This is a genomic window from Ferdinandcohnia sp. FSL W7-1320 (genome assembly GCF_038050315.1).
Classification (GTDB): Bacteria; Bacillota; Bacilli; order Bacillales; family Bacillaceae_L; genus Ferdinandcohnia; species Ferdinandcohnia aciditolerans.
Window position 1 is genome coordinate 1,158,365 of record NZ_JBBPAM010000001.1, and the last position, 19,582, is coordinate 1,177,946.

Consider the following 19,582-nt stretch of genomic DNA (forward strand, 5'->3'; position numbering starts at 1 on the left):
AATGAAAAACTCACTTAGAGATAAGATCATTGAAATTGAAGGTACAGTTTTTCCTTCTAAAACATATACATCAATGGTACTTGAACCAGCTTATAATGAGGCAAAACATCAATTGCTTGATTCAATGATTGAAATTCACAATGCCCATTTAATCATGTTAGTCGAACAAGGGCTTGTAGGAAAAGAAGAGGCAAAAAAAATTGCTGTGGCAGTTTCCCACCTTGATCAAGATGAAATTCAAAAGAGAAGCTATACAGGCGAATTTGAGGATTTATTTTTTGAAGTTGAGCATGCATTGATTGAAGATGCAGGAGACATTGCAGGAAACCTTCATATTGCTCGGAGCCGCAATGATATGGGGATTGCCATCTATCGAATGACATTACGTAAAAAGCTTCTTCCTTTAATAGAAAAGGCTTTAAAGCTCCGCGAAGCTCTTATCGAAATGACCGATGAACATAAAGAAACAATTATGATTGGGTACACACACACGCAACAGGCGCAACCAACAACATTAGCCCATTATTTAAATGCAATGACCGATATGTTAACTCGTGATATAGTTCGACTTCAAGCTGCTTATAAAACCGTAAACCGCAGCAGTATGGGGGCAGCAGCACTCACAACTTCTGGTTTTGCAATTAACAGAGAACGGATGAAGGATTTACTAGGTTTTGAGGATATGATTGATAATGCCTGGGATGCTGTCGCAGGTGCCGACTATATTGCAGAAACAGCGACTGCTGTTCAACTATCAGCCTTGAATCTCGGACGGTCTATGCAAGATTTCTTATTATGGGGAACACAGGAATATGGCGCTTTTCTTCTTTCTGCTCCATATGTACAGATCAGTTCAATCATGCCGCAAAAGCGAAACCCTGTTTCGATTGAACACATGAGAGCACTCTTATCCAGTGTAGCGGGTGATTGTCAAACAGTATTATTAATGGTTCATAACACCCCATTCGGAGATATTGTCGATACTGAAGATGACATGCAGCCATACATCTGGAAAGCCATTGAAAAACTCGGTGGCATTTATGAGTTGTTGACTTCTGTATTACTTACAATGGAAGTTAATAAAGAAACCCTTCTAAAACGGGCAAGTGAAAGCTTTGCGAATGTAACGGAATTAGCGGATACAATTGTACGTAGTGATGGTCTATCCTTTCGCCAAGCACATCATGTTGTAAGTTCTACAGTTAAAGAGCTTACAAATCAAGGCAAAACATCGTTAGAATCATTAACAATAGACTTATTAAATGAGCAATCTAGAAAGATAGTTGGGAAGGAATCTACCTTAACAGCAGAAGAATTAAAGCAAGTGTTAAGTCCAGAGTATTTTGTTAAAATCCGCGATTTAGAGGGTGGACCAAGTCCAAGTAGAATGGAAAAAACAATTAAAACACGCTTAACTGAACAAGAAGAACTTTCAGCTTGGTTAGATGAAAAACAAGAACATCTTAACAAATCCGCGGCTAACGTTTCAAGCTTCATAACAGATTGGACTGGAGCCAATGAATAAGAATACCATCGAACTGCTTGCGGTCGATGGGGGTGGAACAAAAACACTTGCGGTCCTAGTTGATGCAAATGGAACCATTCTTGGTGAAGGAAGAGCTGGTGCCACAAATTATCATGTAGCAGGGGCTATCAGAGTAAAAGAAGCACTAGAAAAAGCCATACTTGCTGCCTTTATGGATGCAGGGATTAATCCGAGTAGTGTGGTGAAAAAAGCTGTATTTGCGCTTGCCGGTATTGATACGGACAACGATGAAAAAGAAGTCTCCAGAGTTGTAAAGGAAACGGTTATCGGGTTGCCAATTAAGATTGAGAGATTAGTAGTAGAAAATGATTGTCTTTCTGCCCTTTTAGGCTCGACCCAAAACAAAGCTGGCGTCCTCTTAATTGCAGGAACAGGCTCTATCGTTTTTGCTCATGATGGCAATAATCGAATTGTCCGTTCCGGTGGATGGGGCCACCGATTTGGCGATGAAGGGAGTGGTTATTGGATTGGCAAACAAGCCATTGAATCCGTTCTGAAAATGCAAGATGGCCGTGGAGAAAATACACTGTTAGCCAAGTTAGTATTGGAGAAATTTGATTTTACAAAAATTGAAGAACTTTATAATTGGGCTTATAGTGATGCATATTCAGTTGATGACGTGGGGGCCATTGCAACGACAGTCGATGAGGCATTTCGGTTGGGGGATCCAGTAAGTAAACGGATATTAGAGCGTGCTGCAGAGGAATTGCTGCTTCTCCTACATACTGCAATTGAAAATGCAGGCATCCAACAGAGCGAAATTGATTTGATTTTACAAGGTGGCGTTTTTCAACATAACCACTACATAAAAAATCAAGTTCGTAACAGGATTCAGCTTAGTTTTCCAAAAGTAAACATGATAACCACAACTGAAGAACCCATTCAAAGCATAATCAAGCGTGGGTTGAAGTTGAAATAGATTTCACCCCATTAAATGTCCTCTTTCAAACTACCGGTTAGGCAGTTCGAAAGAGGACATTTTAAATATTTCATTCAAAATAAACTAAAAAAGCTGATTTAAGTGCTGAAATATGTAGAATTGGTCTGTATGAAAACAGAAATGTTTACGGAACCATCTAGGGTGTTTAAACTATAAAAGTCGTCATTTTTGAACTCTGGATGGTGTTATTCATGTTAAAAGCTTATTCTTGGCTAACTTTTTGCGTAGTAGTATGGGGCAGCAATTTTATATTTGGAAAAATTTTAGTATTAGATTTCTCACCAGCACTATTAACGATGTTAAGGCTTATGTTTATTGTTATTTTTTTGATTGGATTAACCTTATTTAAAAAACACTTTAAACTGCTAAGAAAATCAGATTTTCTTTCTGTTTTTTTTCTAGGGGTAATCGGTGTATTTATAAACCAATGGTCTTTTTTTAAAGGATTGCAAACAGCGGATCCAACCACATCTGCGTTAATTTTAGCAACTACGCCCATTTTAACAAGTATATTAGCTGGCATATTTTTAAAAGAAAAATTAACAAAGCGCATGTTCATAGGGTCGATTGTTGCTATCATAGGTATTTATTTTGTTGTAACAAAAGGAACTTTTTCAACAATTCAAGTGGACAAAGGCCTTGTTTGGATTGTTGTAACGATGATAACATTTGCGATTATGATTATTATGACAAGGCTTTTATCCAACAGAACAGACCCACTGACTATTACGTTATATTCAAATTTAGTAGGACTATTTGTAGCAATTCCATTTGCTTTTTTACTGGACTCACCTTTACGAATAGGCCAAGACTTTTCTGATTGGGCTTTATTGATCGGTACGGCCGTTGTGGTACATGGTATCGCTAATCTGATTTGGAATAATTATATAAGATTTGTCGATGCCTCAAAGGCATCCATTTTATCAAATCTAGAACCCTTTGTAGCCATGATAATGGGATTAATAATTTTATACAAACCAATAACTGGTGCAGAAATGGTGGGATCACTTTTTATAGTCGGTGGAGTCCTATTATCAACGTATCAGAGAAAAGTGCCAGCAACGTCCCAAGGGAGTTGATATCTGATTTCTTACACGGATATAAGGACCCCCTTCTTGTAAAAAAAGGGGTCCATATTACTTTAAGATTCGTCTGTTGTTTGTGCTTGAAGTGTAGATTGTGCTTGACTTATTAGTGTTTGAATTTGAGCAATCTCCTGTGAAGCTGATTTTAAAGCTTCGTTTGCTAAAATTTGGTTTGCGGCTGACTGTTCAATTGCCGAAGTAATCATGTCCTTTGCAATTGAAGCTTGAGCTTCTGCTTGTTTTAATTTATTTGTATCAAGTTGATTTGCCATATTACCGCCTCCTACATTTTTGTTGTTATAATGACAACGGTAATATTTTACCTAAATCGATTTTTTATATTGGTTGAATTAATTGTTAAAATAAATTTAGTTAAGAGCGGGAATATTAGTTTTCAAATGCTCATTTCTGATGAAAAAAATATCACCTCTTATTTATAAGAAAAGAGGTGAGGCGTGAATAGGAAATTTAACATTCTATATTTTGGGAATTATGGTAGACTCCCAGTTTATTACTTCTTTTTTATAGTCTAATAAAATTTTTCTAAATTCCTGTATCGGGATCTCCATTTTAATTGTCATATTGATAAGTTCATCCTCTGCTTTATTACTTTCCTGATTTGCCAGTTCTATTACCATATCGGAATCTGGGGACAACTCAGGCATCTCCCTCACATCAGAAGTAATTTCTTTCTGACCATTAATTAATTCGCTATAAAAAATTTCCCACTGCTCAAATAATTTTTGAGCTGTTTGATATTCATCAATTTCCGCTTTCCTATTCGTCTGTAATTTCTCTTTCAATTCACTACATGACATTTCCCACTCTTCTAAGCTCTTCAAATCAAATAATTTTAAAAACCTTGGTTTCTTCCTTTCCCAGTGAAAATAAATGTTACTACACCATTCCAATAACTCCTCATGGTATTGTTTTTCTTCCACAATGTCCATATAACTCCATCTCCCTGTCCTTTACTTAAATATCCAAGAATTGGCGCGAGCAAAAGGTGAAACATCGACTATTAAATGGTTTTATTAAAATATCTCATTTAGTGATTTCACTAATTTGATAAACACAATTTCATCATATGTTCCATTATTGTCCTATGACTAGACGTTTTACCCAAACATAAATACCGTGAAAGTAGAGTTACATTCTATTACCATTATTTTTCAGATTCCATGTGCACAGACTAGTAGTTAATCCACCTGCTAAAATGGTTATAGCTGAAAGTAAGAATGTATCACTAGAAACCAATACCCCTCCAAGACAAATAACAAAAACGTCAATAATTAGAATAATGATTCCTACATTCATTTTCACGATCTCTGATAAGAACTGGGCTAATAAATCTGTCCCACCAGTACTTGTTTCAAAGCGAAGCATAATCCCAATACCAAAACCAATCAAGACACCACCTGTAAACGAGCTAAGTATAGGAGAAATATGTAAACGGAGTTGATTTAAGTTATGAAACAGGTCAATGAAAAATGAGGAAAGAAACATACCGTGCAAACTGTTAAAAAAATAAGAGCGATACTTAAACCAAGAGATAATAAAGATAGGAATACTTAATATCATAATCGTGAACCCAGCATTGGTATGAAATAAATAACTAATAATTAGACCTAAACCAATAATCCCACCATCTAAAACCCTGTTTGGTATTAAAAAAGTATTGATTCCGATTGCAATTGTTATACTGCCTATAAGGATAGCAGCTGCTTTTATAAAGAATGACATCGAATTAGAACTCTCCTGTCTAAATGGACATGTACTATTTATATGCAAAAAATATACCATTATGGACAACTTTTATAACCAGTACCTAGGTATTTTTTTCCTTTAATATTCACAGAATAGAAAAGGAGAGAGATATTCTGTTGAGGAGGGGTATTCTAATGAAAAAAATAATATTCTATCTGATTGTATTAAGCATTGCCGCAATCCTAAGCGCATGTAATCAAAACGATCAGACTAATACACCTGATGAGAATGAACAGGTGAATGAGACAGAGGAACAAATTGATAACAATACAGATGAAGCGACTCAGGAAGAAGAAAATAATGAAGTTGATGAAAATGAGCAAGGTACCGAAAATAGTGTAACACCGACAAACGAAGATAAAGTCTACCAGAACAAAATCTTCAAAGATGTAAAAGTGTCTGAGACGGATAATGAATTCGTATTTACTGGTAAAGCTCAAGTATTTGAAGGTGTTTTTGATTATGCAGTTTATGATGGTGAGGAAAAGCTAGTAGAAAACAACTATCAAACAGTAGGTGCACCATCTTGGGGTGACTTTGAAATTCCGATTGAGAAAGAATTAATAGCAAATGCAAAAACTGAAGCCAGGTTTGAACTGTTTGTTTATTCCGCTAAAGATGGTTCGAAAGAGAATGTATTAACGATACCACTGACAAATAAATAGATTAACCCGAAGGCTGACTCGATGCAGAGTCAGCTTTTTTATATAGGCTCTTTTCTAAAAGATTGTTGCTTTTTGTTAATAAATTGCAAACCAAGTTGATTGGAGCGTAAGGTGGCGACTCCTCGAAAATGTATTCACATTTTCTTCGTGCGTGGGTTATTTCAAAGAAGTAAATTCAATGTCCTGCGGGAAAAGCGTAAGACTTGAGACCCCGCAGGAGCGGTAGCGACTTGTCCAGTTGTAGCGGCTAGAAACTCGAGAAATTTCAACTCCTCCTTCAGAGGCAAATTACGCCTCTTTGTCGGAGTGGCCAATTTTCTCGTTTCTGTGCAAGCCGCCTCCACATTTCGTTGAGGAGGCTCAAGCCACGCCCGCGGAAAGCGTCCACCTGAAGCGGAAGTCAACGATATAAAAACAACAAAGTTTGCGAAAACAGCCTTTATATAAATGCTCAATCTTGCGGACATTACGTTATCCTTTCCGCTAATTTCCGAAATCAGCACCTTCCGATTCCTCTAATTTACGGTAGATAGCTTTTTCCTAAAAGCACTATAATTAATATGAAAATTATAAAAATTATGATTTCTAAATGAAAAATTTACATATCGGAGGGTTTGCCATGAAATTTAACCAAATTGGCGTAATTGGTTCAGGAACTATGGGAGGGGCAATTGCTCATCAAGCAGCAATTTGCGGATTCGAGGTAGTGCTCGTAGATGTCGAACAAAGATTTCTAGATAGTGCACAAGCACGCATGGAAAAATTAATGAATCGTTCCATAAGCAAAGGGAAATTAACCGAAGATGATAAATCAGCAATTCTTTCAAGAATAATACTAACGACTAACATGTCTGATGTGAGAGACTGTGATGTCGTCATCGAAGCTATCATTGAAGATTTAGATACGAAGAAGGAAATATTTAAGCAGTTGGATGAAATTTTAATGCCTGATTCGTTGATTGCATCCAATACTTCCTCAATGTCGATCACTGAACTTGCGAGTGTTACAAACAGACCTGAACAAGTAGCGGGAATGCATTTTTTCAATCCACCACAGGTAATGAAATTAGTAGAAGTTATTAGAGGCTATAGAACGAGTGACGAAACTGTAAGCGTATTCAAAGAGTTGGCAATCGCGATGAAAAAAGAGCCAATTGAAGTAAAAAAAGATGTACCAGGATTTATTGTCAATCGAATCATGATTCCTCAATTTATTGAAGCAATCCGCTTAGTGGAAGAAGGAGTTGCAACTCCAGAAGACATTGATAAGGCTGTTACATTAGGGCTGAATTACCCGATGGGGCCGTTTACCCTTCAAGACTATGCTGGGGTTGATATTGGGCTTCATGTTATGGATTATTTTTACGAAGAATTCAAGGATCAACGATTTGCAGCACCACTTACATTGCGTAATTTAGTCCGCGCAGGCCGAGTTGGGAAGAAAGCTGGTGCAGGCTGGTACGACTATTAACTTTACTCAGCGGAGTTCCCAACTATTATAAGTGGTTGGATGAATTCAATAAGCTTAACAATTAAGTGGATTTTCAACACTAGGCTGACTAAAGTTAAGCCTCTGGCAGATGCCACAGATTTTAAAAGGAAATTTTTCGAGCAAGCACGAAAAAATCTGGGCGCAAATACGCCAAGGCGTATTTGATTCTTATAATACGAAAGGTTGTGTTATGTAACAATGGATACAGTTCAATATCTTTCAAATGATAAACATATCGGGATCGTCTATTTAAATCGTCCACCATACAATCCGTTAAGTAGCCAAGTATATAATGAGTTATTCACTTTATTCGAGGAACTTGAAAAGGATTCAGAGGTTCGCGCCATTATTCTTACAGGAAAGGGCGATCGCGCTTTTGCCGCAGGTGCTGATATTAATGAAATGGTCAACTTAAATGGAGCCGACATGATGGAGATGTCAAGAATCTCTCGTCTTGCTTATGACAAAGTTGAATCTATTTCAAAGCCGGTAATTGCTGCGGTAAATGGGCTTGCTTTAGGTGGTGGCTGTGAATTAGCACTTGCTTGTGATTTCCGAATCGGCTCACCAACGACAAAATTTGGATTACCTGAAATTAATTTAGGCATTATCCCTGGTGGGGGTGGAACACAACGTCTTCCACGTTTAATCGGCCAAGCCAAAGCGAAAGAATTGCTCTATTTCGGTGAAATGATTGATGCTGAAAAAGCACTCGAAGTGGGCTTAATCAATAAGGTAGTAGAATCAGAGCGTGTACTAGAAGAAGCGATTGAATGGGCTGAAAAATTAGCCCAAAAGCCACGGATTGCAATGAAAATGCTAAAGACTTCTATTAACCGAGGGACAGAGGTGGATTTACAGGTAGCCTTAGACCTTGAAACTGCTTGTTTCGGAAATGCCTTTGCAAGCGAAGATCGTGTTGAAGGAATGAATTCTTTTGTAGAAAAGAGAAAGCCACAATTTGTTGGAAGGTAAGGTGAAGTATATTGAGCAAAGAAATTGTTGTCATTGATGGTGCACGTACTGCTTTTACAGAATTCGGGGGATCATTTCGTGATGTATCAGCGATTGACCTTGCCGTGCATACAGCAAAGGAAGCAATACGAAGGTCATCAATCCAGCCGGAAGAAGTGGATCAAGTAGTAATCGGAAATGTTATTCAATCCAGTACTGACGCAATTTATATGGCAAGGCATGTCGGGTTAAAATCAGGCATTCCTGAGCATGTGCCAGGATTAACAGTCAATCGACTTTGTGGCTCAGGTTTACAAGCCATCGTAAACGCTGCGCAATCTATTAAACTAGGAGAATCCAATGTTAGCATTGCGGGCGGTACAGAAAATATGAGCCAGGTTCCACATGTTGTTCGTGGGGCTAGATGGGGCTTACCGCTGGGAAAAGCACCAATGGAAGATTACCTCTGGGAAGCGCTTTATGATCCATATGGGAAATGCTCAATGGCCATTACAGCGGAAAACCTTGCTGAAAAATATGAGATTTCTAGAGAACAAATTGATGAGTTTGCCTCCCTGAGTCACAAGCGTGCTTTAGCAGCTCAAGAAAATGGTATTTTTGAAAGGGAAATTGTGCCGGTAACGGTGAAAGTAAGAAAAAGTGAAAAGATAATTAATCAGGATGAACATCCACGTGATACACCGGTTGATGTGTTAAATCGATTACCAGCCAGGTTTAAAGAAAACGGTGTAATTACAGCTGGAAACGCAAGTGGCATCAATGACGGTGCAGCAACGATGGTTGTTACATCTAGTGATTATGCCCAAAAGCGAGATTTAAAACCATTAGCGAGATTGGTTTCATGGGGAATTGTTGGCGTTGATCCAAAGTATATGGGAATCGGACCTGCTCCAGCCATTCGTCAAGCATTAGAGCGTGCCAATATGAGAGTAGAAGATTTGGATTTAATTGAAATCAATGAAGCGTTTGCTGCTCAATACCTAGCTTGCCAAAAGGAATTAGGTTTTGATCCAAGCATTGGGAATGTTAATGGTGGTGCGGTTGCATTAGGTCATCCTCTTGGAGCAAGTGGTGCAAGAATCAGTTTATCGCTCATTTACGAGCTAAAGAGAAGAAAAAAAAAATACGGCGCTTCTGCATTATGTATTGGTGGAGGACAAGGAATCGCGGCAATTTGGGAAGTCTTGTAGAGTTAAACAGTCGGGGCTCAGTCCCGACTGACTAAGGAAATTTTAGTTATTGGGGTGAATTACATGAAAAAAGAATTAAGCAAACTTAGTGTTTCAGAGCTTTTAGAAAACGTTTGCAAAAAGGATCCTCATCACGAAGTTTCATACGATGGTTATACACGGCTGTCCTATCAGGAGTTATGGGAGAAGTCTATTAATCTAGCAGCCTCACTACAAGAAATCGGCATTACAAAGGGAGATAAAATTGCGGTTTGCTTACCAAATTGGAATGAATTTGTCGTAATTTATATGGCTGTCTCTCATCTTGGAGGCATCATCGTTCCTTTCAATACTCGTTACCGACAAGATGAAGTTGAGTACATTTTACGTAATTCTGAAGCTAAGATTGCCTTTTTTACCGAAGAATTTGGTGGAGTCAAGCATTATGAACAATTTACGTTAGCTATCCAACATGTCACAAGTCTTGAAAGACTCATTACAGTTCGGTGCGTGAAAGATGGCCATATGAGTTATGAGCAATTACTTGAAAGAGTTGACGATCATCCTTTTTCCCCTGTCCCAATCGATTCGGAGGATGATATTTTCTGTATCTTGTATACTTCAGGGTCCACAGGAGCTCCAAAAGGGGCGATGCTTACCCATAGTAATTTTGTGAACACCGCGATTATTACCGCTGAAGAGATGAAGTGTACCGAAGAGGATGTCTTTTATGTAGCTGTACCACTTTTCCATGTATTTGGTATGGTGCCAAGCATTCTAAGTACGATTGCTGTAGGAGCACGAATGGTCTTGGCAGAAAAATATAATGCCAAAGAAGCGTTGAAAACCACTCAAAATGAAAGAATCACAGTAAAGCATGGCGTACCAACAATGTTCATTTTAGAGCTTAATCATGCTGAGTTCAAAAATTATGACCTGTCATCTTTAAGAACAGGTATTATCGCAGCGGCTCCGTGTCCTGTAGAGATTGTTAAGCGAATTCGTACGGATATGGGCTGTGATATCGTTGTTTGTTACGGTTTAAGCGAGACATCACCTACCCTTACGATGACTGCTTTTGATGATGACGACCAAATTCGTGCCGAAACGGTTGGAAAGGTACTGCCAGGTGCCGAAGTGAAAATAGTTAACGAATTTAAGGAAGATGTTGGTCTTAATGAAGTTGGAGAAATAGCTTGTCGTGGTTTCGGGATCATGAAGGGCTACTACAATATGCCTGAAAAAACGAGGGAAGCATTGGATGAGGATGGATGGTTTTATTCCGGTGACCTAGGCACATTAGACGAGCAAGGAAACCTAAGAATTGTTGGACGAAAAAAAGAAATGATCATTCGTGGTGGCTACAATATTTATCCAAGAGAAGTAGAAGAAGTTTTCTATACACACCCGGATGTAATGGAAGTGGCCATCGTTGGACTCCCTGACACGGTATTAGGGGAAATTTCTTGTGCTTGCGTAAAAATCAAACCAAATACTTCACCAAGTGTTAAGGAACTTTTGGAGTTCATAAGACCAAAAGTTGCTGACTATAAAGTCCCAGATAAGTTACTGATTATAGATGAGTTTCCGATGACAGCAAGCGGGAAAATTAGAAAAATATCTCTTCAGGATCAATTAAAAGAAAAATTGGGGGCCGAATTAAGATGAGAAAAAAATCTTGGGTGTGGTCATTTCTGGTCATTTGTTTAAGTTTATTTGTTATCGCAGGCTGCAGTGGAGGTTCAAAACAAACTGATGGAGAAATCAGTGGAGGCGATGCGAAGTCGAGTGGGGAATCCTCAGATACGATTAAAATCGGTGTCATCGTTGCAGATACTGGTCCAGCATCTGCGTTAGGTCAACCTGAGGCAGATGTTGCTAGATTACTAAACAAACAACTAAAAGACAAAGATTTTAATGGGAAAAAGGTCGAGCTTATCATCGAGGATTATGAAACAGATGATACAAATGCCGTTGTACTTATGAAAAAAATGATTTCAGAACATAATGTTACAGCTGTAGTAGGAGGAACTCAAACCAGTACGAGTGTGGCACTGATGGGTGTAGCTGCTGAAAATAAAATTCCGCTCGTTGCGCTAGGTGTACTGAATGATGACCAATTAAATGAATACACGGTTCAAGCGCCTCAAAGCAACGAAACAGTACTTCAAAATGTAATTGATTATTTAAAAGATAACAATATTGATAGTGTTGCTTGGATCAATGCAAGGGACGGCTTTGGTCAAACTGGACTTCCTGTCTTTGAAGGGATGGCAAAAGAAAATGGTATTGAAATTGTTGCAAAGGAAGATTTTGATGCTGAAGCTACTGATATGACTGTCCAGTTAACGAAAATAAAGCCTAAAAATCCAGGTGCTATCATTATTTGGTCACGTCCCCCTGGAGCAGGAATTATTGCCAAAAACTACTCACAATTGGGCATTGATGTTCCTATGATTCAAAGCCATGCTGTAAGTAATCAAGGTTTCTTAGATCAAGTTGGAGCAGATGGGCTTGGAGTATTGGTGCTTGGAAGTAAATTAAATGTTCTTGATTCATTAGAAGATAACGAACAAACTCAGCTCTTTAAAGACTTTGCTGAACCATTTATGGAAGAGTACGATTATAATCCAGGTCCATTTGGCGGCTATGCGTATGATGGGATTCAAATGGTGTTACAAGCTATTTCCGAAGGTAATACCGATTCCGAATCTATTAAGAAATATTTAGAAACAATCTCTTATAAAGGTGTTACAGGGACATATAATCTTTCACCAGAAAATCGTAATGGTGTTGAGGGTGATGGTATGGCCATCCTTAAGGTTGGGGATAACGGCTGGGAAATAGAATAGAATCTTAGATAATCAATTGAAGCATGTATGATGTGAGTCATGCATGCTTTCTAAGTTCTTTTGATAAAGGAGGGTTACGATGGATGCCGTTATTCAATATTTGATTACAGGTTTAACGACTGGAAGTATCTATGCATTAATCGCAATCGGGTTCGTAACAATTTACAATGTGACAGGTATTATTAATTTCGCACAAGGTGAGTTCGCAATGCTTGGTGCGATGTTTTGCATCACTTTTTCAAGTCTAGGCTTACCGATTTATGTTGCTATTCTGTTAGCCGTTTTGTGTACAGCATTGATCGGATTTGCTGTTGAGAAACTCGCAATTGCTCCAACGAAAAATGCAAGTTTTATAAACTTAATCATCATAACAGTAGGTTTATCCATGGTTCTTAAAGCAATCGGATTATTTGCTTGGGGGACGTATCCAAAGTCTCTACCTGCATTTTCAGCCAACAATCCGATTCAAATTATGGGAGCTGTACTAATGCCACAGAGCATCTGGGTCATATGTACGCTATTTTTCTTACTAGCACTTCTTTATATCTTCTTTGAAAAAACAATTACCGGATCTGCGTTAAAAGCCTGTGTTGTAAATCCAGTAGCTGCAAGGCTAATGGGCATCAATACCTCTTCCATGTCTACATTGGCATTTGTTTTAAGTGCGGCTGTAGGAGCGATTGCTGGGATTGTCATTGCCCCTGTAACAGGTGCAACTTATGATATGGGATTAATGCTTGGATTAAAAGGTTTTATGGCTATGATTATCGGAGGAATGACGAAGGTTCCGGCGGTAGTAATTGCAGGCTTCTTAATTGGTATTATCGAATCTTTTTCAGCAGGATATATATCCACTTCATACAGCGATGCGATAAGTTTTGGAATTCTATTACTTGTTCTATTTATTGCACCAAATGGAATTATGTCAAAAGTTATTGGGAATCGCGTGTGAGGAGAGGGGGATTGAAACATGTTGTATCCTAGTCGGACAAAACCATTGATTGTCATGCTTTCCACGATAATCGTACTTCCATTATTATTCAATAATTCTTATATGTTAAGTCTATTTATCCTGATTGGAATATATAGCATGGTTACAATTGGATTAAGTCTGCTTATGGGGTATGCAGGCCAAATATCACTTGGGCATGCTGCTTTCTTTGGATTAGGTGCTTATTTTACAGGAGTTTTAACGACAAGTTATCAAATGTCTTCATGGATTGCACTCATTGTTGGGGTACTAGTGACAGGTCTTCTAGCATTTGTTATTGGAATTCCTATATTAAAATTGAAAGAACATTTCTTAGCATTCGCAACTATTGGTGTCAATGTTATTGTATTTATTCTTTTGCTAGGGCTAACCGACATTACCAAGGGTGCTGCTGGTTTATCTGGAATCCCAAAATTAAATCTTTTTGGGTTTGTTTTACAACAAGAGTTGAGCTTCTACTATTTTATTTGGGGAATTGTTGTTTTAATCGTCATCGTTTCCCTTAATATTGTACATTCCCATGTTGGAAGGGTGTTAAGAGGCATTCATGATAGTGAGATTGCAACAAAGTCATTAGGAATTAACGTTGCAAAGTTTAAACTTCATATTTTTGTATTAAGTGCAATTTTTGCAGCAGTTGCAGGAAGTATGTATGCTCATTTTATGAATTTTATTACACCATCTACCTTTCACATATTAGTCTCGATACAATTTCTAGTAATGGTAGTAGTAGGCGGTTCCCAATCTATTTGGGGTGCAATAGCAGGTGCTTTTTTAATGACGATGCTCGGTGAATGGGTGAAGGATTATCTTCCATTGTTATTTGATGTAAGTGGAGAAGTCGAAATTATTGTGTATGGCCTCGTCTTAATCCTAGTCGTTATGTTTATGCCAAAAGGACTTATCCCAACAGGTGCCAGTCTTTACAAACGGGTTAAGGAGAAAGTTCGACCTGTAACAAGAAAGGAGGACGTTGTCGTAAATGAAAACAATCATCCTGCAGATTAATCATTTAACGAAACGATTCGGAGGAATTGTGGCAGTAAACGATGTCTCTTTCACAATGAATCAAGGAGAAATACTCGCTGTTATTGGTCCGAATGGTGCTGGGAAAACAACGTTATTTAATATGATCTCATCTGTTCTGCCTAGTACTAGTGGTGAGGTCTGGTTTTTGGGGGAAAAGTTAAATGGGTCACCGATTCATAGTTTAGCTTCTAAAGGAATTACTCGTACGTTTCAAAACCTTCAAATTTTTGACAACATGACTGTTCTTGAAAACGTAATGCTCGGTGTTCACCCTCAAATGAAAACGAATGTTTTTCTTACGGCATTAAGAACCAAGGCGGTAAATAAAGATGATGAAATGGCAAAACAGCTTGCTGAAGAAGCTTTGGAAAAGGTAGGCATACTTGATCAAGCAGACCAAATTGCAGGAAATCTACCATATGGACTGCAAAAACTTTTAGAAATTGCACGTGCAATCGTTTCGAAACCAAAGCTTGTATTACTTGATGAGCCAATGGCTGGGCTTAATGACGGAGAAGCGGCAAAAGTTGCAGATATCCTACTCGACATGAAACAAGAAGGCTATTCATTTCTATTTGTGGAACATGACATGAATACAGTCATGAAAATTGCAGATAAAATTGTTGTAATTGACTTTGGAAATAAGATTGCTGAAGGAACACCAGATGAGATTAAGAAAAACCAAAAGGTAATAGCTGCTTATTTAGGGGAGGAAGTATTATGACACTCCGCACAACCAATCTTACTACCTATCATGGTAGAGTTAGAGGAATTGATGGAATCAATCTAGTAGTGAATCCTGGAGAAATCATATCGATCATCGGAGCGAATGGAGCAGGAAAAAGCACTTTGCTCGGAACGATTTCGGGTATCTACAAGCCAACTGAAGGTGAAGTCTTTTATAATGATATATCTTTAACGGGCGTGAAATCTCATAAAGTAGTCGAACAAGGAATTTCTCTTGTCCCTGAAGGGCGTCAAATCTTTTCAAATCTAACGGTTAAGGAAAATTTGGTTCTTGGAATGTATTTTAAATACCGAAAAGAAAAACAGATTATTACTACAAAGATAGACCGAATGATTGAGATGTTTCCAGGATTACAGAAGCATATGAATAGTATTGCAGGAACATTAAGTGGAGGAGAACAGCAAATGTTAGCCATTGCAAGGGCGTTAATGTCTGATCCAAAAGTGATTCTTCTAGATGAGCCTTCAATGGGATTAGCGCCTTTAATCGTAAAAGAAATCCTTGATATTATGAAGCAAATAAGGGATGAGTTTGGTGCAATGGTGATCTTAGTTGAACAAAATGTAAAAGCAGCCCTAAGTGTTGCTGATCGAGCATATGTGATGGATCGAGGCAAATTTTTCCTTGAAGGCAGAGCAAATGAATTAATTCAAAATCCACTCGTTCAATCCACATATTTAGGTTATACAGAGAAAGTCATATAATGTGTGTCAAAAAGGAGGATGAAATGAAAAGGACTGCGTCGGTAATTAGTCGAAGTTCCTATACATTATGTCATTTTCACCGGACTTTTTGACAACCTCATATAAAAGGGTGATAAAAGTGAGCTTTATCGTAACAGAGGAACAGCAAACAATTAGAAGCTTTGCACGTGACATTGCAAAAAATGAAATTACACCTTTTGCACGGCAGTATGATGAGGAAGAAGAATTTCCGCTAGACATTCTAAGAAAACTACATGAGGTAGGTTTATCCAACCTAGCAATACCAGAGGAATATGGAGGGCCGGGCATTGATAAGCTCTCACATGCTTTAATCGTTGAAGAAATTGCAAGAGCATGTGCGAGTGTTGCAACAAGCATAGAAGCAAACTCACTATCTTCATACCCAATTCTAGTGGGTGGAAGTGAAGAGCTTAAGAGAAAATATCTGCCCCAACTCACTAGGGAAGGTAAGTTTGCCTCGTTTGCCTTGACTGAACCAGGTGCAGGGAGTGATGTTAGCTCTTTAAAGACGACTGCAATCAGAAGTGGTGAGGAATACATCTTAAATGGTGAAAAATGTTTTATTACGAATGCAAGCTATGCTAACTTTTTTGTTGTGTTAACCAATGTAAAAGATAGTGGTTTTACAGCATTTGTCGTAGAGCGAGATTCAGAAGGGTTACGGGTAGGTGTCAAAGAGAAAAAGCTTGGCTTACGAGCCTCAAATACAGCATCTGTCATTTTCGAAGACGTACGTGTTCCAGCATCGAATCGAATCGGTGCGGAAGGTGCCGGCTTAAAAATCTTTTTACAAGGGCTCATGATTGCTAGACCGATGGTAGGAGCTCAAGCAGTAGGAATTGCTCAAGCTGCCTATGAAGATGCCCTTTCTTATTCGAAGGATAGAACTCAATTCGGAAAACCAATTTCAAATCTACAGGCGATCCAATTCATGCTTGCGGATATGGCGATGAATATTGAAGCGGCAAGGCTCCTTGTTCATCAAGCTGTCCAGTTTTTACAATCGGGTACTCCATCCATCAAGCATGCTTCCTTTGCAAAGTGCTTTGCCTCTGATACCGCAATGAAGGTAGCGACAGATGCCGTACAAATTTTTGGTGGCTATGGATTTATTCGTGATTACCCAGTCGAGAAGTATTTTAGGGATGCAAAAATCATGCAAATCTATGAAGGAACGAATCAAATTCAGAGAGTTGTTATCGCTAAAGAAATACTTAAATAGGCCAATCTATATAAAATGAATGCTTTAAGAAGGAATTCGAAATATAAAGTGGAATGTATATAGAAAACAAAGTATAAGGTGGCGATTTTTTTGAAGTTAACGAGCGAACGAGAAAAGTTAATGAAGAAAATTGATACTCATTTACGAACGATGGCGCGCCACCTTGTTACATTTGACACGATTGAAGAAACACTAGATTACTTGCTAGAAGGGTTTTATAAGGAATATGCCTGTGATTTAGTGGGAGTCGTCCTCTATGAAAAAGGAAGGCTTGTCCCCAAAGTTTGGAAAGGAGAACAGTTCACAATCGATCAAACACTTCACTTAGATGTCAACGACTGCTCTCCAAAACTCCTGAAAAATGCAATTTGGTGGCAGAAGGATAAGCGTGAAGAGACTAAATGTGCCTTTCATACTGCCATCAAAAATGAAAACTTATCAACATGGTTTACAGTCCCCCTACATAACCTAAACGAAAGCTTTGGTCTTTGCGTAATAGGCTTTCGAGAATTTATTCCATTAATCATTGAAGCTGAACAAATTTTTACAGAGTTTGGTCATGATGTTGCATCCTCATTAATCATCGCGCGTGAGAAGGAAAGTCAAAAACGAAAAATGAAGGGAATCGAGTGGATTAAGGAGAATATCCTTCCAAACTCTTCAATCGAACATATCATCGAAAAAGTGGTGGAACGTGCATGTAAAGGGACCCTAGCAAATGGTGCATGCGTCTATTTATATGATGAAGAAAACACAAGCTTTGACCTTCATCCCCCATGGTATGGGCCAGTCGGACATCCAATTAAGATAAACATCCATTCAAATAAATCGTTGGACTCCTATTTTCCATATGTTGAGGTATCAGGAGGAACAGAACTCACAGTTCCATTACTAGTTAATTTAAAGACGATTGGTGTTATTTATGTCACAACCGGTGGGGAAGGCTATTTTACGGATGAAGATCTGGAATTTTTGAAATTTGTTTCGGACTTCGTGTCCATGCAAATCGAAAACGCAAGACTTTATCGGTTTGAATACGAGAGTAAAAAAAATCTTGAGACCATCGTAGAGCATCAACAAGAATTAGTAAAAAAGACAGTAAAAGGTGCAGATTTAGTTGAGATCACAAATACAATTAGCGCCATGATTGATAGTACCGTATTTTTATATGATAGATTTATGAATCCAATTATCTCAAAGGTTAAACAGGAGGAAAAACACCTCCAAAATGAATACGAACATGAAATCTCGAAGAAGAAAAGTGAAATTACAAAGCTTAGTATAGAAGATTTGACCTTTACAGTTAATGGCACAGACTTACATGTACTCCCCATTTTGCAGGGAAATAAAGCTTTAGGGTACATGATTGTGAGCTTATACAAGAAAAAAATGAACCGCCTTATTCGCCTTACGATTGACCATGTCTTAAATGTGTATGCAATTGAATTCATTAAGCAGAAACTCGTTCTAGATACAAAAGAACAGATACAAGAAGGATTCATCAATCAATTGTTCGCAGAAACCATTGAAAATCCAGAAAAGATTATCCAATATGCAACATTGACCAATTGGAATATACTTGAACCCCATACGGTTGTAGTAGGCTCTTTTTATGTAGCTGATGATGCAGGTGAGAATGTCGTTGCGGTTGAAGCGAAGAAATCAAGAGTATGGGACCAAATAAAGTCTGATTTATCTTTTCATTTTTCAAACATGATCTTCAGTCGTAAAGGTGATGATTTTATTATCATTGTTCAAACACCAAGCGAGAAAAACGTTTGGGAACGACTATATAAACTTCTATCAGATTCAGCAAAAAAAGAAAGGATAACGCCATATATCGGAATCGGTGGGAGTACAACCAAGCTAGAAGACTATAATGATAGTTTCATGAAAGCATCTAAAGCGAAAAATGTAATCATGAATCGTAATCCTGACGGAGGCTATGCATTATATGATGATCTCGGTGCCTACACCATTTTAAGTAATACGAGTGATTTTGCATCAGCCAAAATCTTTATCAAGAAAAACCTTGGTGCCTTGGTGCAGTATTCGAAAAAAAACAACGTCGATCTTTTTGGGACACTAAAAGTTTATCTACTTCATAATGGCAATGTAAGAGAGGCCTCTAATGCATTATTTATACATCGAAGCACTTTAGAATATAGAATTGACCGTATCTCTGAACTATTAGGTGTCGATTTAAATAATGCAGAAGTGCGGTTTGAGCTATTGATGGCATATAAGCTTTATAGTCTTTTTGATTTTGATTCAACTGAGTTAATGTAAAAAAGTTTAAGCCTTCCCTTACCATTTCAGGCATTAACTGAAGTTAAAAAATTCCGTATAATTGTTGAACTATAAGATAGAGTGCTA

General features: G+C 38.0%; 18 protein-coding genes. 15 read left to right on the forward strand and 3 right to left on the reverse strand.

The genetic code is table 11. The annotated features are described in order from the left end of the window. The first annotated feature begins 1 nt into the window (after position 1). From argH to NST91_RS05875, 3 genes are all read left to right on the forward strand, one after another. A complete protein-coding gene (argH, locus tag NST91_RS05865) occupies positions 2–1,525 on the forward strand; it encodes an argininosuccinate lyase (RefSeq protein WP_341330398.1) in 1,524 nt (507 codons plus the stop codon). Continuing rightward, on the forward strand, positions 1,518–2,465 hold the full coding sequence (locus NST91_RS05870) for an N-acetylglucosamine kinase (RefSeq protein WP_341330399.1): 948 nt from the start codon (positions 1,518–1,520) through the stop codon (positions 2,463–2,465). Before argH ends, NST91_RS05870 begins: the two co-directional genes overlap by 8 nt. A 212-nt stretch (positions 2,466–2,677) precedes the next feature. Next, complete coding sequence (locus NST91_RS05875; protein ID WP_341330400.1) at positions 2,678–3,565, forward strand: DMT family transporter; 888 nt, start codon at positions 2,678–2,680, stop codon at positions 3,563–3,565. 62 nt (positions 3,566–3,627) lie between these two features. On the opposite strand, the gene NST91_RS05880 is transcribed toward NST91_RS05875, so the two are convergent. From NST91_RS05880 to NST91_RS05890, 3 genes are all read right to left on the reverse strand, one after another. Then, the gene (locus NST91_RS05880; protein ID WP_099361602.1) at positions 3,628–3,843 is read right to left on the reverse strand and encodes a hypothetical protein; all 216 of its coding nucleotides are present in this window, start codon (positions 3,841–3,843) and stop codon (positions 3,628–3,630) included. 204 nt (positions 3,844–4,047) lie between these two features. Continuing rightward, positions 4,048–4,512 (reverse strand): hypothetical protein, encoded by a 465-nt coding sequence (locus NST91_RS05885; RefSeq protein ID WP_341330401.1) that lies wholly within the window; start codon positions 4,510–4,512, stop codon positions 4,048–4,050. Between the two features lie 208 nt (positions 4,513–4,720). Further along, complete coding sequence (locus NST91_RS05890; RefSeq protein WP_341330402.1) at positions 4,721–5,314, reverse strand: YitT family protein; 594 nt, start codon at positions 5,312–5,314, stop codon at positions 4,721–4,723. Between the two features lie 158 nt (positions 5,315–5,472). Here NST91_RS05890 and NST91_RS05895 point away from each other — a divergent pair, with 158 nt between their 5' ends. The 12 genes from NST91_RS05895 (at position 5,473) to NST91_RS05950 (ending at position 19,495) form a co-directional block, all read left to right on the forward strand. Further along, positions 5,473–6,003 carry a Gmad2 immunoglobulin-like domain-containing protein gene (locus tag NST91_RS05895; RefSeq protein WP_341330403.1) on the forward strand — a complete coding sequence of 177 codons (531 nt, stop codon included), beginning with the start codon at positions 5,473–5,475 and terminating at the stop codon, positions 6,001–6,003. Positions 6,004–6,622: 619 nt separating this feature from the next. Continuing rightward, a complete protein-coding gene (locus tag NST91_RS05900) occupies positions 6,623–7,474 on the forward strand; it encodes a 3-hydroxyacyl-CoA dehydrogenase family protein (RefSeq protein ID WP_341330404.1) in 852 nt (283 codons plus the stop codon). A gap of 219 nt (positions 7,475–7,693) precedes the next feature. Beyond that, positions 7,694–8,470 (forward strand): enoyl-CoA hydratase/isomerase family protein, encoded by a 777-nt coding sequence (locus tag NST91_RS05905; protein ID WP_341330405.1) that lies wholly within the window; start codon positions 7,694–7,696, stop codon positions 8,468–8,470. Between the two features lie 11 nt (positions 8,471–8,481). Continuing rightward, a complete protein-coding gene (locus tag NST91_RS05910; protein WP_341330406.1) occupies positions 8,482–9,660 on the forward strand; it encodes an acetyl-CoA C-acetyltransferase in 1,179 nt (392 codons plus the stop codon). A 63-nt stretch (positions 9,661–9,723) separates the two neighbouring features. Further along, complete coding sequence (locus tag NST91_RS05915) at positions 9,724–11,307, forward strand: AMP-binding protein (protein WP_341330407.1); 1,584 nt, start codon at positions 9,724–9,726, stop codon at positions 11,305–11,307. Continuing rightward, positions 11,304–12,491, forward strand: coding sequence for an ABC transporter substrate-binding protein (locus NST91_RS05920; protein ID WP_341330408.1), 1,188 nt, complete (start codon positions 11,304–11,306; stop codon positions 12,489–12,491). Before NST91_RS05915 ends, NST91_RS05920 begins: the two co-directional genes overlap by 4 nt. A gap of 79 nt (positions 12,492–12,570) precedes the next feature. Continuing rightward, positions 12,571–13,443: a branched-chain amino acid ABC transporter permease gene (locus tag NST91_RS05925; RefSeq protein ID WP_341330409.1), complete on the forward strand. Its 873-nt coding sequence runs from the start codon at positions 12,571–12,573 to the stop codon at positions 13,441–13,443. Positions 13,444–13,461: 18 nt separating this feature from the next. Beyond that, positions 13,462–14,490: a branched-chain amino acid ABC transporter permease gene (locus NST91_RS05930; RefSeq protein WP_341330410.1), complete on the forward strand. Its 1,029-nt coding sequence runs from the start codon at positions 13,462–13,464 to the stop codon at positions 14,488–14,490. Beyond that, a complete protein-coding gene (locus tag NST91_RS05935; protein ID WP_341330411.1) occupies positions 14,465–15,235 on the forward strand; it encodes an ABC transporter ATP-binding protein in 771 nt (256 codons plus the stop codon). Before NST91_RS05930 ends, NST91_RS05935 begins: the two co-directional genes overlap by 26 nt. After that, a complete protein-coding gene (locus tag NST91_RS05940; RefSeq protein WP_341330412.1) occupies positions 15,232–15,963 on the forward strand; it encodes an ABC transporter ATP-binding protein in 732 nt (243 codons plus the stop codon). Before NST91_RS05935 ends, NST91_RS05940 begins: the two co-directional genes overlap by 4 nt. Before the next feature lie 118 nt (positions 15,964–16,081). Further along, complete coding sequence (locus NST91_RS05945; RefSeq protein WP_341330413.1) at positions 16,082–17,206, forward strand: acyl-CoA dehydrogenase family protein; 1,125 nt, start codon at positions 16,082–16,084, stop codon at positions 17,204–17,206. Positions 17,207–17,296: 90 nt separating this feature from the next. Beyond that, on the forward strand, positions 17,297–19,495 hold the full coding sequence (locus tag NST91_RS05950; protein ID WP_341330414.1) for a helix-turn-helix domain-containing protein: 2,199 nt from the start codon (positions 17,297–17,299) through the stop codon (positions 19,493–19,495). Positions 19,496–19,582 lie beyond the last annotated feature (87 nt).

What these genes read in the sequence shown, in the direction of transcription:
- argH (WP_341330398.1), top strand. Translation starts at nt 2, where the DNA reads ATGAAAAACTCACTTAGAGATAAGATCATTGAAATTGAAGGTACAGTT.
- NST91_RS05870 (WP_341330399.1), top strand. Translation starts at nt 1,518, where the DNA reads ATGAATAAGAATACCATCGAACTGCTTGCGGTCGATGGGGGTGGAACA.
- NST91_RS05875 (WP_341330400.1), top strand. Translation starts at nt 2,678, where the DNA reads ATGTTAAAAGCTTATTCTTGGCTAACTTTTTGCGTAGTAGTATGGGGC.
- NST91_RS05880 (WP_099361602.1), bottom strand. Translation starts at nt 3,843, where the DNA reads ATGGCAAATCAACTTGATACAAATAAATTAAAACAAGCAGAAGCTCAA.
- NST91_RS05890 (WP_341330402.1), bottom strand. Translation starts at nt 5,314, where the DNA reads ATGTCATTCTTTATAAAAGCAGCTGCTATCCTTATAGGCAGTATAACA.
- NST91_RS05895 (WP_341330403.1), top strand. Translation starts at nt 5,473, where the DNA reads ATGAAAAAAATAATATTCTATCTGATTGTATTAAGCATTGCCGCAATC.
- NST91_RS05900 (WP_341330404.1), top strand. Translation starts at nt 6,623, where the DNA reads ATGAAATTTAACCAAATTGGCGTAATTGGTTCAGGAACTATGGGAGGG.
- NST91_RS05905 (WP_341330405.1), top strand. Translation starts at nt 7,694, where the DNA reads ATGGATACAGTTCAATATCTTTCAAATGATAAACATATCGGGATCGTC.
- NST91_RS05915 (WP_341330407.1), top strand. Translation starts at nt 9,724, where the DNA reads ATGAAAAAAGAATTAAGCAAACTTAGTGTTTCAGAGCTTTTAGAAAAC.
- NST91_RS05920 (WP_341330408.1), top strand. Translation starts at nt 11,304, where the DNA reads ATGAGAAAAAAATCTTGGGTGTGGTCATTTCTGGTCATTTGTTTAAGT.
- NST91_RS05925 (WP_341330409.1), top strand. Translation starts at nt 12,571, where the DNA reads ATGGATGCCGTTATTCAATATTTGATTACAGGTTTAACGACTGGAAGT.
- NST91_RS05930 (WP_341330410.1), top strand. Translation starts at nt 13,462, where the DNA reads ATGTTGTATCCTAGTCGGACAAAACCATTGATTGTCATGCTTTCCACG.
- NST91_RS05935 (WP_341330411.1), top strand. Translation starts at nt 14,465, where the DNA reads ATGAAAACAATCATCCTGCAGATTAATCATTTAACGAAACGATTCGGA.
- NST91_RS05940 (WP_341330412.1), top strand. Translation starts at nt 15,232, where the DNA reads ATGACACTCCGCACAACCAATCTTACTACCTATCATGGTAGAGTTAGA.